The sequence below is a fragment of the Marinomonas posidonica genome (assembly GCF_043643765.1).
Classification (GTDB): Bacteria; Pseudomonadota; Gammaproteobacteria; order Pseudomonadales; family Marinomonadaceae; genus Marinomonas; species Marinomonas posidonica_A.
In genome coordinates this window covers 170,650-184,727 of sequence record NZ_JBHZSP010000011.1, presented here as the reverse complement: position 1 = coordinate 184,727, position 14,078 = coordinate 170,650, and the positions used below count along the sequence as shown (strand labels likewise).

General features: G+C 45.1%; 10 protein-coding genes. 1 reads left to right on the top strand and 9 read right to left on the bottom strand.

Translation table 11 applies throughout. From position 1 onward, the window contains the following. The first annotated feature begins 190 nt into the window (after nucleotides 1-190). Nucleotides 191-2,038: a hypothetical protein gene (locus ACHUFM_RS13875; RefSeq protein ID WP_394182831.1), complete on the top strand. Its 1,848-nt coding sequence runs from the start codon at nucleotides 191-193 to the stop codon at nucleotides 2,036-2,038. Between the two features lie 121 nt (nucleotides 2,039-2,159). On the opposite strand, the gene ahpF is transcribed toward ACHUFM_RS13875, so the two are convergent. From ahpF to ACHUFM_RS13830, 9 genes are all read right to left on the bottom strand, one after another. Further along, the gene (ahpF, locus tag ACHUFM_RS13870; protein WP_394182830.1) at nucleotides 2,160-3,707 is read right to left on the bottom strand and encodes an alkyl hydroperoxide reductase subunit F; all 1,548 of its coding nucleotides are present in this window, start codon (nucleotides 3,705-3,707) and stop codon (nucleotides 2,160-2,162) included. Between the two features lie 175 nt (nucleotides 3,708-3,882). Then, the gene (gene ahpC, locus ACHUFM_RS13865; protein ID WP_063332951.1) at nucleotides 3,883-4,440 is read right to left on the bottom strand and encodes an alkyl hydroperoxide reductase subunit C; all 558 of its coding nucleotides are present in this window, start codon (nucleotides 4,438-4,440) and stop codon (nucleotides 3,883-3,885) included. Between the two features lie 82 nt (nucleotides 4,441-4,522). Next, nucleotides 4,523-5,626, bottom strand: coding sequence for a response regulator (locus tag ACHUFM_RS13860; RefSeq protein ID WP_394182828.1), 1,104 nt, complete (start codon nucleotides 5,624-5,626; stop codon nucleotides 4,523-4,525). Between the two features lie 11 nt (nucleotides 5,627-5,637). Then, on the bottom strand, nucleotides 5,638-9,486 hold the full coding sequence (locus ACHUFM_RS13855; protein WP_394182827.1) for a response regulator: 3,849 nt from the start codon (nucleotides 9,484-9,486) through the stop codon (nucleotides 5,638-5,640). 270 nt (nucleotides 9,487-9,756) lie between these two features. Further along, on the bottom strand, nucleotides 9,757-10,680 hold the full coding sequence (locus tag ACHUFM_RS13850) for a 5-oxoprolinase subunit C family protein (protein WP_394182826.1): 924 nt from the start codon (nucleotides 10,678-10,680) through the stop codon (nucleotides 9,757-9,759). Next, nucleotides 10,670-11,383 carry a 5-oxoprolinase subunit PxpB gene (gene pxpB / locus ACHUFM_RS13845; RefSeq protein WP_394182824.1) on the bottom strand — a complete coding sequence of 238 codons (714 nt, stop codon included), beginning with the start codon at nucleotides 11,381-11,383 and terminating at the stop codon, nucleotides 10,670-10,672. Before pxpB ends, ACHUFM_RS13850 begins: the two co-directional genes overlap by 11 nt. Beyond that, nucleotides 11,380-12,138, bottom strand: a complete 759-nt coding sequence (locus tag ACHUFM_RS13840; protein ID WP_394182822.1) for a 5-oxoprolinase subunit PxpA — start codon at nucleotides 12,136-12,138, stop codon at nucleotides 11,380-11,382. The genes pxpB and ACHUFM_RS13840 overlap by 4 nt, the downstream gene beginning before the upstream one ends. 35 nt (nucleotides 12,139-12,173) lie before the next feature. Further along, nucleotides 12,174-13,481, bottom strand: coding sequence for a TRAP transporter large permease (locus ACHUFM_RS13835; RefSeq protein WP_394182821.1), 1,308 nt, complete (start codon nucleotides 13,479-13,481; stop codon nucleotides 12,174-12,176). Next, nucleotides 13,481-13,999, bottom strand: coding sequence for a TRAP transporter small permease (locus tag ACHUFM_RS13830; protein ID WP_394182819.1), 519 nt, complete (start codon nucleotides 13,997-13,999; stop codon nucleotides 13,481-13,483). Before ACHUFM_RS13830 ends, ACHUFM_RS13835 begins: the two co-directional genes overlap by 1 nt. Between the last annotated feature and the right edge of the window lie 79 nt (nucleotides 14,000-14,078).

Sequence of the window (14,078 nt, the reverse complement as noted above, 5' to 3'; positions counted from 1 at the left end):
CTGAGTCCGATAGCGTATCGAAATCAGGCCTTGAAAGCCGCTTAGAACAGAGTCCAACTTTATGGGGTCAGTTCACAATGTGCCGCCCTTTTTTTATGGCTATGGATTACTAATTTTAGCCGAACTGTGACTTTTTACAGCTTTCAGCTATCTTCATAATAGCCACGGATAACATGGATAGAGGATCATTATGAAGCTTTCAAATATATTGGCATCGGTTAATCAAGTTGAAAAATCTAAGTTTATTAATGCTCTCGACAGAGTTTGCAATGAAGCAATGATTCATGACAAAGAGCTCGCTAAACGGGTGCAAAAGCTCGATGGGCAAATAAAAAATGCTTCGAGTGGTGAGATTGTTCAACTTTTTAAATTAGTTTTACCGTATTTTGAAAAATCAGTAAAAGAACAGTTAGCGATGTTGGGTGTTCAGGCAAGTTTACTAACGAACATTGTAAGCCGAGATGGAAATAGTATTGCTCGTATGTCTTGGTTAGAAACTCTTTATCTAAAAGAATGGGGAGAAATCGACCAGCTAGCTAAAGAAATTAAAGTTCAGTTTGAAGAGGAACGTCATCAGACGGAATACCTTTCAGAAATAAGACGTTTGGATATTTATCATGCCTGTTTGAAAGAGGCGTATTTCAATGATGAGGCCAATAATCGTGAGGCAAAGATTACAGATGACGAGCGCGGTATTTTAAATATATTAGCAAGTAAATTGGACATAACCGCTGATTTTAAGAATGCCATAGAGCATCTCGTGAACCAAATTCCACAGAATTGCGTGATGGATTGTCTAAATGCAATGAGAGAGTTAGGCATTGTTTTTGTTAGACGAAAAGATCATTTGGTGTTTATCGCTGATGAAGTGGTTGCCATGCTGAATCGTATATTAGGGAAAGATTTGGCAGATAAACATGTACTGCGAATATTGAGAACATTGTCTGACGCCGAGTTAAATAACATTCTTAAAGCCCATGATAAACGAATTAGAGGTGTAGAACGAAAAGATAAGATAAAGACCATTATTGCTATGGGGTTAACAAGTTGCCAGATGTTGAAAGAAGACCTTTGCCCTTCTGATTCTGGTTTAAATGAAAGAAAAGAGCGCCTGAAATTATTGATAGAAGATCTTAGTCTGGATCTAGAAAAGCTTGGAACAACGTTGGATGAACGAGCAAGTTTAATTATTAGTTGTTTGAACAACTCTGCTGAAGTTGAGTTTAATGCACTTAGTGCGACAGGGTTTAAAGAAATGTTCGCCTCATTACAGAAGCATTTTCCAGAGCTCAATACAATGTTACAAGCAGAGTTTGAAATAGAGGATAATGAAACACTCGATGTCGATAAATTAAGAGCATTAAGTATTACGCCTCATGATATTTTATATGTGTTGACCAATGACGAAGTAAAGGCTGTTCGTGACAGTATGGGGTTGAGTAAAAGAGGAAACCCTAGATTAATGATTTTAGAGTCATTTGCAGATGCAACGGATCGATTAATTGATAATTATGCAGCGCTAGCACAACGTGATTTAGCTGTACTAAGAGCAGAAAACATCGATATCACTGAGGCGGAGATTGGTGTTAAGTTTGAAGAAGTCACAAAAGCGATTTTTGAGCAGTTAGGGTTAGAGGTGGATGAAGATCTAAGGCGCTCTATTAATACAGCCAAAGATAAAGTCGATATTCTACTTTCTTTGAGTGATGATGATGTCATTATTGGAGAAGCGAAGACATGTAAGAATGGAGATTTTGCAAAGTATTCTACTACTTCTCGCCAGGTAAAAGCCTATGTAAATCGATGTGAAAATGCAGGGAAAAGAGTTGCTCAAGTTTTAATCATAGCGCCATCTTTTTCTGATGACTTTGTAGAATCAGCTGAAATGGATACAGAGGTTAATATCTCGTTGTTAAAGGCAAGTGGACTAAAACAAATCTTAGATGCTTATAAAATACGCAGAAATCCTAAATTCTCCGCTAAGCTATTTACCAAAGGTGGTCTACTTAAAACAGATCTGATTGCTAAGAATATATGACCTTTTGATCAATAGAAAAAACGCCCTTTGCGAAGTGCAAAGGGCGTATCAAGGTCTGAATGAGTAGCCATTGAATTGAAAGAAGGGGTCTTCAATTCAATGAGGGCCTTACCTAATCCACTTAGTGGCGGATTAGGTAATCAAATGCGCCGAGGGCAGCCGTTGCACCTGAACCCATTGAGATGATGATTTGTTTGTATGGTGCGGTGGTCACATCGCCCGCTGCAAAGACGCCCGGTAATGAGGTTTCACCGTGTCCGTTCACCACAATTTCGCCTCGGTTGGTCAGTTCCAGTGTGTCTTTTAGGAACTCACTGTTTGGTACCAAGCCGATTTGAACGAAGATACCCGCCACATCCACTAGGTGAGCTTCGTCAGTCTTGCGATCTGTGTATTTCAAACCAATGACGCGTTCGCCATCGCCCAACACTTCTGTCGTCATGGCATTTTTGATGATGGTCACGTTGGCAAGCGACTCGGCTTTTTTGACCAGTACATCGTCGGCGCGAAGTGTGTCACCAAACTCCAGAACGGTAACGTGTTCAACGATACCGGCAAGGTCAATGGCCGCTTCGATACCTGAGTTACCACCACCAATAACCGCGGTTTTCTTACCTTTGAACAATGGACCGTCACAGTGTGGGCAGTAAGCAACGCCTTTACCGCGATATTCTTGTTCGCCAGGAACGTTCATTTCTCTCCAGCGAGCACCGGTTGCCAGAATGACAGACTTACTCTTAAGAACGGCACCATTTTCCAGTTCAACTTCTACTAAGTCTTTTTTCTCTAAGCGCACGGCTTTCTGTGTTTTCATTAGGTCAACATCGTAATCCAGTACATGTTGTTCAAGGCCTGCGACCAGTTTTGGACCGTCGGTGGCTTTGACGGAAATAAAGTTTTCAATGGCCATGGTGTCAGAGACTTGACCACCAAAACGTTCTGCAACAATGCCAGTACGAATGCCTTTTCGTGCAGAGTAGATGGCGGCTGCCGCGCCAGCTGGTCCACCACCAACGACTAAGACGTCATACGCTTCTTTTTCGGATAGAGAAGCAGCTTGTTTGTCAGCAGCACCTGTGTCGACTTTGTTTAGAATTTCATCCAGTGTCATACGACCTTGACCAAAGTGTTCACCATTTAGGTAAACAGAAGGCACGGCCATGATGTTGCGCTCGTCTACTTCGCTTTGGAAAAGTGCGCCGTCGATCATCGTCGCGGTCACTTTTGGGTTCAGTACGGCCATTAGGTTAACCGCTTGTACGACGTCTGGGCAATTATGGCAAGAGAGGGAAATGTATACCTCGAAGTTGAGCTCACTGTCCAAACCTTTAATTTGTTCTAGTGTTTCTTGTGTGGCTTTCGATGGGTGACCACCAGCTTGCAAAAGTGCTAACACAAGAGAGGTAAATTCGTGTCCCATTGGGATACCGGCAAAGCGAACGCGAGGTGCTTCACCTTTTGGGCCAATGGCCATTTGTGGTGCTCGACCGCTTGGATTGTCATCAATGGTTAAGCCAATTTTGGCTGAGTTTAGTGATTCAATATCTTGTGCAAGGGCAATCAATTCGGCTGATTTGTCGTTGCCATTAGTGGACACAGTAATCTCAATCGGATTAACGATATTTTGAAGGTAGGTGCCCAATTGTTGTTTCATATTTGCGTCTAACATAGTGTCTAATCCGTTTTAAATTGAGAATTACCATAAATTTCGGGCGAAAAAAGTCATGCCAAGCAAGCGTGGCTTGAGGATGAAGTACCGAAATTTGAGTTATTGAGGGCTGCTATCCAAGATTTGGCGAAAGCCCGAAGTTGGGTGCGGCGCACCCAACTGCAGGGAAGTCGTCTTAGATTTTGCCGACTAGGTCTAGAGAAGGAGCCAATGTTGCTTCGCCTTCTTTCCATTTTGCTGGGCAAACTTCGCCTGGGTGAGCGGCAACGTATTGTGCTGCTTTCACTTTGCGTAGTAGGTCTTCCGCGTCACGGCCGATGCCTTCTGCGGTGATTTCCATGGCTTGGATTGTGCCTTCTGGATCGATTAGGAAAGTAGCTCGGTCAGCAAGGCCTTGGCCTTCACGCATTACGTTGAAGTTGTTAGTGATGTTGCCAGTTTGGTCGCCAACCATGTAGTAGTTGATTTTACCTATGGTGTCAGAGCTGTCGTGCCACGCTTTGTGAGTGAAGTGTGTGTCTGTAGAAACAGAGAATACTTCAACGCCACGAGATTGTAGCTCTTCGTATTTGTCTGCAACATCGCCAAGTTCCGTTGGGCATACGAAAGTGAAGTCAGCAGGGTAGAAGAAGAACACGGCCCATTTGCCTAGTACATCTTTTTCAGAAATTTCGACGAATTCGCCGTTTTTAAAAGCCGTTGCGTTAAATGGTTTGATTTGAGTGTTGATCATTTGTGTGTCTCCTAATAAGTGTTTGCGTTACCAACAGGACACATATTAGAAGACCTTCGACAATTAATAAAATTGTTATTATTTAGTATGCTAATTTAAAAAAGCTATCGTTAAGTAGGTTCGATGGTTCGTCAGGATATAACGCTCGAATGTCGACAATTTGTGGCATCAGCTTGATGGCCAGATCTGCCAAGTCGGGATCGAAGTGTATGCCTTTTTGCTCAACTAGATAGTCAATGGTTTGCTCGACGCTCCATGGCTCTTTATAAGGTCGCTTGGACATCAAGGCGTCAATCACATCCGCGATCGCCACAATGCGACCTTCTAATGGGATTTGATCTGCCATTAAACTGTTCGGGTAGCCACTGCCATCCCACTTTTCATGATGGGTTAAAGACACCACACTGGCCATGAACAGCAATGGGTCATCGTCAGACTCAAGAATCTGTGCACCGATAAGAGGGTGTTTTTTCATCTCATTCCACTCTTCTGGGGTCAGTTTACCTGGTTTGCGCAGAATGTGATCAGACACCCCTATTTTACCAACATCATGCATAGGAGCGGCTTGAAAAATGCGCTCTACCCAAGCCTGATCACTGACGGTATGTTCGGCCAATAAGCGTGTGATGAGGCTCATTCTGATGACATGAGCACCGGTTTCATTGTCCTTATATTCAACGGCTTTACCAAGATGTTGAATGATGCGCAGTTTACTGTCTTGTAAGGCTTTGGTTCGTTCTTGTACCTGGTTGAATAACTGTCGATTTTGATCGAATAACGCCAAATGGGTACGCACACGAGCACGAACCAAGCTGGGAGTAAAAGGTTTGGTAATGTAGTCCACTGCGCCTAGGTCAAAGCCGTATTCTTCATCCCCTATTTCATGTTTGGCGGTCACGAAAATCACCGGAATGTGCGCGGTTGTCGGATCCGCTTTTAAACGTTTACATACTTCGTAACCGTCCATTTCAGGCATCATGACGTCGAGTAAAATCAGGTCTGGTTTTAGCAGGCGCTTGTCTTGAGTGATGGCCAATGCTCGTTCACCGTTGAGAGCGACCTTCAATTGATAGTCGTCACGAAGGGACGCGGCCAACAGATCGATGTTTTCCGGTGTATCATCGACCAGCAAGATGGTCGCTTGCGGGGTGTCATCGGCGGGATAAAGGTTGCTGATGTTGGTCATAATTAAACTCGCTAAGATTGAATCTTTTTTTCTAAGTTGTCGATGCAAGCTAAGGCACTATCAAAGTCATAATAGGCTAGGGCATCGCAAATCAGTTTGAATAAGGTTTTTTCATCGTCCTTGTTGAAGTAAGGGGTAAGCTGCTGCGCAAGGTCTTGTGCTTGGATTGAGTTTTGCTCCAAGTAATGACGTAACTCGCTCAATTGTTTGTGTTTTTCCTCAGCACTCAAGGATTGTTTTTCACCTTGAACGTCGCTGTTCTTAGGTAATTTGGACTGCCATAGCATTAAACCACTCAGGATGCTTTCGAGCTCAAATGCCAGTTCGGCTTTGACGTCTTGTTGTGAACAATCTGCCTCCAGCTCAGCGGCCATCTTGCTCAGATTGGTCATTCCCAATGTGGCGGCAATCGATTTCAAGGTATGGTTTAAACGCTTGGCGTCAGCCCATTCTTGTTGTGCCAAGTGCTGTTCAAATTCCATGATGAAGGTTTGGTATTTTTCAAGGAAACGGGTCAGCATTTTGCAATAGAGTGCTTGGCTATGAGTATGCTTCAGCCCTTGTTTAATGTTGATGTTAGGCAAATGTGGCAGAGCCAAATTGAGGAGTAGAACTGAGTCATCATCCACAGCCGAATCGGCTTGAATGTAGTGAGTTAGTGGCTTGCTCTCAGGTAACCATTTGGCTAGCGTCGAAAACATATTATGAATGTTAATCGGCTTGGAAATATGGTCATTCATGCCCGCTTCTATGGCTCTTTGAATGTCATGAGTTAACACGTTGGCGGTCAGGGCAATGATTGGTAAACGATCATGTTTTGCTTGTTGACGAATGGCGCGAGTGGCTTGATAGCCATCCATGACTGGCATCTGGCAATCCATTAGGACGAGGTCAAAGGTGTTGCTTTCAATGAGCTCTAACGCTTCTCGGCCATTCATCGCCACACTGAGTTCGACTTTTTGTTGGTTGAGTAATTCTTCGGCTAATTCTCGATTAATCTCGTTGTCTTCTACTAAGAGAATACGTGCACCTTCTAGATTTGAATAGTGTGTTGGCGGCTCGTCCTCGTCTACCTGCTGGGTGATGACGGTTTGATCCAAACGATGAGACGACATGATGGCATCAAATAGACTAGATAAGGTGACTGGCTTGGTTAAGTAGCCGGCGATGTTTAAATCATTGGCAGCTTGTCTGACGGTTGCTAAGCTGTGTGCGGTGACCATGATCATAGTTGGTAGCGTTTTGTCCGACTGATTTAGAATGTGGCGACAGGTTTCGATGCCATCCATTTCGGGCATTTGCCAATCGACCAAAATCAGTTGGTATTCGCTGCCTTCAGATTGGGCTCGTTGAACTCGCTCAAGCGCTTGAAAGCCATCTTTTGCCGAATCACAGCAAAGTCCTAAGGCTTTGACGTTTGAGCTGAGTATTTCTCTTGCTGCATCATTGTCGTCAACCACCAACACGCGTTGAATACTGGGCATGTGTGTCACATCGCCCTGCTGTTTTATGACGTCTGAGGTGGTCAACTTAATGGTAAAGTGAAACGTACTGCCTTGATCTTCTTTACTTTCTACCCAAATTTCACCGCCCATGAGTTCGGACAATTGCTTTGAAATTGCGAGCCCCAGTCCGGTTCCACCAAAGCGTCGAGTCGTCGATGAATCAGCTTGTGAGAAAGAGCGGAACAGATGTTTTTGACTCTCTTCACTGATACCAATGCCAGTATCTTGAACAGAAAAGTGCAATTCCATTTCTCGGTCATTGAGTATCTGATTGAGTCCGACGTGAATAATCACTTCGCCGCTGCTGGTGAATTTGACGGCATTATTTCCCAAATTAAGTAAAATTTGTCTGAGGCGTAAGGCATCACCAATAAAGTGGTTTGGCAGTTCTGGCGAGACGTTGAAGATGAGCTCAAGGCCTTTGTCTTCCACTTTTAAAGACAAAATATTGGCCACATCGGATAGAACATCTTGCAGGTGGAAAGGGTGTTTTTCGATTTCGACTTTACCGGCTTCAATTTTCGAGAAGTCGAGGATGTCGTTAATGATACCTAGTAGGGATTCCGCAGACCCCAGTACCTTTTTAATGTAATTTCGAGGTTTTTCCTCGAGACCCGTTTGTAACGCGAGATGAGACATTCCAATGATAGAATTCATGGGCGTACGAATTTCATGGCTCATATTGGCTAGAAAGTCACTTTTCGCTTGATTGGCTTTTTCGGCGACCTCTTTTGCTTGTTTTAGCTCAAAGGTTTGCTCTTCTATCTCCTGTTCCAATTGCTCTTTGTAAGACTCCAAAGAACGTTGGGTTTGTTGACGTTTGGTGATGTCTCGCCAGGTGCAGATGATGGCTTTTTGATCCTGATAAGTGACGGATAGCAAGGTCATGTCAGCGTATATCGGCTGAGCATTATCGCCTCTAAAGAGCCACTCTGTCTGCGCTTGCCCCGTCTCGTTAACCGTATTAATTAGTGTCTCAATCTCCCCGATTGAATGGTTACCGTTGGCTTGAAAGGTCGGTGTGAGATGAATTAAAGAATGCTTTTTTAAATCGCTAAAAATATGCCCTAGTTTATGGCTGGCGGCTTCATTATTTTCTACTATTTGCTCATTTACCATAATCCAAGCAGGATCAGGAGAGGACTCAAACATAGAACGAAAACGGTCTTCACTTTCTACAATGTGTTTTAGGTGACAAGATAGCTTTCTGGAGATCGCCCAAGCTAATAAAAGTGTGATAAAAATGGTGGCCGCACTTACTAGGCCTGATTGCAGACTGACGGCTTGAAGTTCATCTCCGATCTTCTTTTCAAATGAGTGAGACTCTTTTTGTACCAGTACATTGATCTGGTCTAAATAAGATTCAATGGGTAAGAAAGTACTGTCCAAGGCTTGCCCGAGTAGCGTGGTCTCATTTTCTAAGGCGATGCTGTTTCGAAGGTCACTGAGCAGTGCTGCTTTAGACTGAGGTGCGTTTTGCCCTTTATCTGATAGTGATTCTTCATTGTTATAGAGAATGTTTGTGAGACCGCTAAGTTGGCGGTCGATGCTGGCAGCGTAAGCTGGGTAAACGGAACGAATAACGTCAACCGCTTCTTCTAACAGTACAATGGAAGGCGTTAAGGTGTTGTTAATGATGTCATTTAGTTCATTGATATTGTTAATGTAAAACAGAGAAAATAGCGCTGTATCAAGGGCAACAACGTCTTCAATAAGCATGGTTAAAGCGGTATCTAAACGGGTGTCTCTCAAACTGATGTAGTATTCAAGCAGGTTGGACTGACTGTTCTCTTGCTGTTGATTGTATTCGTACAGGGTGCGATTTTCCTGCTGGCGGTAGCGACTATTTAGGGCGTTTACCAAGCTACGCAGTGCTGTGATTTTTAATTGTGCTTGTTCAATACGTTGGTTTAATGCGGACTGGGCAACAAACTCCGCTTTGCGCTCATGCCAATCTTCTACTCGATTAAAAATACTCTCGATTGCCATGCCTTGCTGTTTTAGGCGGTCTGCTAAAGCCAGCAGCTCTATCTGTTGTCCAGAGCTGTTTTGTAAGTCTGTGGCGGCTTGTTGATATTGGGCAAGCCAAGCTTCGGGATTTAGGTCGTGGTTGTGGTCACTTTCCGTTAAATGCTGGTGCATTGCATTATGTTGAGCTGGGACGATTTCACGCAGTTTAGCCGTATTACGTAACATGGTATTTTGTTGTTCAACCAGTAATTGCTGCTGGATACGAAGATTTTGAATGGTGCTGACTAAAATGGCGGCACCAATGAGCGTGGCAAACAACACTAAACCTGCCATTATCCAGACAAGTAGAGAAGTCGTATTATTGAAGTGCTTAACTGTTCGCATGATATCCCTGCTTTAAGATCATCTTATAACCTGTAGAGCAGATGAAGGTTGATCATCACCAGTCCATTTTAAAAGACACGATGCGAGTAACATTATGAGCCAGTCCCATAGATTTTTTCATTCTGCTTTTCTTACTCTTTAAGCTTACTGGATATGCGAGTAAAACTCAGACAGGGATGTGTCATGATGTGTAAGAATGGCTATCGGATTGTTGCGCTCTTTTACTACCGTGATACAGAATGTAAAAGAGCGGGAGAGGATGGAATTCGTTTAACGCCACTGCTGCAAACGAGCCATTTGCAGGTGTCTTTCATGCTCAGCTTGGTCGACGGTAATCGGGGTGAATTGGATCAAGTCACCGGGTTTTTTTTGCGCCAGCAAAGCGCCGCCAAAGCGTGTCACACAGCCCATTTTAGGGTAGCCGCCAATGGTTTGTCGGTCACGTAACAAAACGATAGGTTGACCGTCCTTTGGGATCTGCACGGAACCATAGGCAATGCCTTCCGAAATGATGCCTTTGGCATCCCCTTGAATGGCATTTCCTGCCAAACGATAGCCCATACGATCACTGTTTTGTGAGACTTTGTAATCACTGGAGAAAAAATGCGCCCGTTGTAAATCCGAAAAACTACGATACTGATAACCCAATACCAGTGGAATGTCGGATTGACTGTAATCAGGAATGGCAGCGCGAGGTACGGATCGTTGCTGGTGCTGATCATAGCGATGGTATGGCAGGATATCGTCTTTTTGTAATTTATCGCCTTTGCCGGTTAAACCGCCAATTTTTTCCCGCATCACGGTGGCGATACTGCCGAGGGTCGGCTCACATTGAAATCCCCCTTTCACTGCCAGATAAGCGCGCAATCCCCAAACAGGCTGTTGAAAGCTTAAGACATCGCCTTTTTTCACCGCGTAGGTTTGCCACGGCGTTAGACTTTTTCCATTCAATGAGGCGTCTAAGTCAGCCCCCGTTAATGCCATGCTGGTATTGGCTTGGGCCTCTAGAGACAGCATGCCGAAGGTGATTTCCAGTTGTTGGGCGTTATCATCATTGTCTAATAACGCATTGGCCCAACGAAAAGCCAGCTCATCCATTGGACCACCTGTGGTGACTCCAATCGCTTGATGACCGTGGCGGCCTAAGTCTTGTAGTAAGGCAAGCATGCCCGGTTTGATTACTTTAAAAGCCATCCAGATTGCCTCCTTGAGCCAAAAAGTCTTGTCGTGAAATGGGTTCAAATCGAACCTTATCGCCCATGGCAATTAGAGCCAAATTTTCGCTTCCCCAATCGACTAATTTAATCGGAGTTCGACCTATGATCTGCCATCCTCCCGGCGTGACGCTTGGGTAAACCGCAGTTTGGTTTTCAGCAATGGCGACACTGCCAATTGGCACTTTCAAACGTGGCGTGGTTTTACGTCCTATATGGAGCTGCGCTGGGGTATTGCCTAAAAACGCAAACCCTGGCGTAAAGCCGATGGCGTAGGCGCGATACAAATTAGCACTGTGTTGCTCAATGACGTCATCGGTTGATAGGCCGCAGTGTGCCGCGACTTCGTCTAAATCCGGGCCTACTTCAGCACCGTAATAGACGGGAATGACAATCTCACGCACATCGGCTTGCAAGGCGTCCTTTGGGTCTGACTTGAGTATTAACTGGCGTATGGCTTTGCAAATGGCAAAACGGTCAAAATGATCGCCATCAAACACCACTAATAAGGTGGTGTAAGAAGGTATTAGATCAATAATGCCAGGTAGGTTCGTCAATTGCTGGCTGACTTGTGCAATGCGATCCGAAATGGCCTCACTGATGGTCTGACTAAAGGTCAGTAAACAGGCATTGTCACTGACCATATCCATGTCGGGTAACAAGGGGGATACAGCTTGGCTCATGGTGTTGTCGCGTTATCTTGATTAGTGACATCGACCAGTTGGCGAATGCGTTTGACCGCATCTACTGCATGGTCCCCGTCGCCATGTACACAAATGGTGTCGGCATGAATGGCCAACTTTTGTCCAGATGCTGTGGTTAAGGTCCCCGTCTCACACAGTTGTACAACCTGTTGCTCAATCAGTTCAAAGCTGGCGTGTACGGCATTAGGCTGTTTGCGTGGTGTGAGTCGGCCTTCGTCTGTGTATAACCGATCGGCAAAGGCTTCAAACCAGATGTTTAAACCGTATTTAGCGGCCAGTTGTTTGACCTGTTCCGCTTCTGGGACAGCCATCACCATGAGGGTCAGAGACGCATCCAGTTCACTTACGGCTTGCATCACTGTGTCTAAAATCGCAAAGTCGGCCATCATCTGGTTGTACAAAGCCCCGTGAGGTTTCACATAACTGAGCTTGGCATTGTGAGCTTGGCAAATGCCCTGTAAAGCGCCAATTTGATATTGAATCAGCGCCTTTAGTTCTACAGGGGCTATGTCCATGTTACGACGTCCAAATCCCACTAAATCAGGATACGCTGGGTGCGCGCCAATGGTTACATCATGTTGCTTTGCCAGCGCGACCGTTTTACTCATGGTGAGCGGGTCTGAGGCATGAAAACCACAGGCCACATTGGCTTGATCGACAAAGGGCATGATCTGTTCATCTTCGCCCATTTTCCAAACCCCGAAGGCTTCGCCCATATCGCAATTCAATTTCATCTTAATGCATCCTTAAATCCGTTACTGCGAGGCCATTAGTTCTGTGACATGGTCGCTGGTAGATAGGTAACAATTTCTGGGAACACACTGATTAAGGCAATCGCCACGCCAATCAAGAGAAAGAAAGGCAAAGCGGCTTTGGCTACATACAGAATGTTTTTGCCGGTTAAGGCTTGTATGACAAACAGGTTGAAACCAACCGGTGGCGTGATTTGAGACATTTCCACCACCAATACGATGAAGATACCAAACCAAAGTAAGTCAATATTGGCCGCTTCTACCATTGGCATAATCACCGCTACCGTCAATACCACGACAGATATACCATCGAGGAAACAGCCCAATACGACGAACAAAACCGTGAGGTATAAAATCAGCTCCATGGGTGACAAGGAAAGACCACCGATCCACAAAGCCAACGCTTTTGGAATGCCTAAAAAGCCCATAGCAAGGGTGAGGAAGTGAGCACCCACCAAGATGAAACCAATCATACAAGAGCTTTTCACTGCGCCGAGTAAGCTGTCAATAAAGCTGTTGCGGCTCAATGATCCTGTCATGGCGGCAAGAATCAAAGCACCTGTCACGCCCAATGCGGCGGCTTCGGTTGGCGTGGTGATACCACCATAAATAGACCCCAGCACAAACCCGATTAACCCGACAACGGGCAATAATTTTCGTAGTGCTTTGATGCGCATTGACCAGCTGGTGTCATGTTGGCTTTTCTGGGGTAATTCGTCTTTGTGTAAATAGCCCCACACCATGGTAAAGCCCATGAACAAACTGACCAGTAATAGGCCTGGCAAGGCTCCCGCGATGAACAAGCGGGCAATGGACACTTCTGCCGCCACGCCATAAACAATCAAAATGATGGAGGGTGGAATCAACAGACCTAAAGTGCCTGAACCGGCCAAAGTACCGATCGCCATGCGCTCGCTGTAACCTTGTTTACGCAATTCTGGCAAGGTCATACGACCTATGGTGGCCGCCGTGGCCGCAGAGGACCCTGATACCGCAGCGAAAATACCACAGCTTAAAATATTCACGTGTAAGAGTTTGCCCGGCACGCCGTTTAACCAAGGCGACAAGCCCTTGAACAAATCTTCTGACAAGCGGGTGCGGAACAGAACTTCTCCCATCCAAATAAAGAGGGGGAGCGCGGTGAGTGACCATGCGGTACTGGCGCCCCAACTGGAGGTAGCAAACAACAGATTTACTTGGTAATTCTCGGACAAAATCAGTCCTAGACCGCCAATGGTAATCAAGGTGAAAGACACCCAAACACCAAGGGACAATAGGGCCAACAGAGCAAACGCTAATAGGATAGCAATCCACATTAAATCCATTAGATTTCCTCCAATTCTAGGGCACTTTCGTGTTCACTGTAGCTAGGTGTTTTGCCTTTCAAGAGACTGATTAAGGCATCCAATACCGCTAGATTGAGAGCGATAATGCCCACAGCAACGGGGATTTGGGGAATCCATAATGGCACTGGGATGTAGCCGTAAGAGACTTCATTGTAGACATAAGACTCGTACACCATGTAGGCACACGAATAAGATAAGTAACTGATTAAGGCAAGTGATAGACCAAGAATCACGCCTTCTTGCCATTTACGTGAGACAGGAGAGAAACGCTGAATCACAAGGGTCACACGGATATGACCGCCCTCTCTAAAGGTGTAGGCCAGACCTAGAAAGGTCGAAGCTGCTAAAGCATAACCGGCAAAATCTTCCGCAGACGGCACAATGAAACCGAATAAACGTCCGACGATTTGCGCCAGCAGCAATAAGGTAATGAGGAGGATGCAAAATCCAGCGAGCAAGCCGGAACAGAGATACAATTTTTCTTTTATTTGTTTCATAGTGTTCACTTTTGATAGAAAAGTCACCGTCTAGCCTACTGACATGGGGGCGAAGAAACCAGACGGTGTGAGAAGGTCA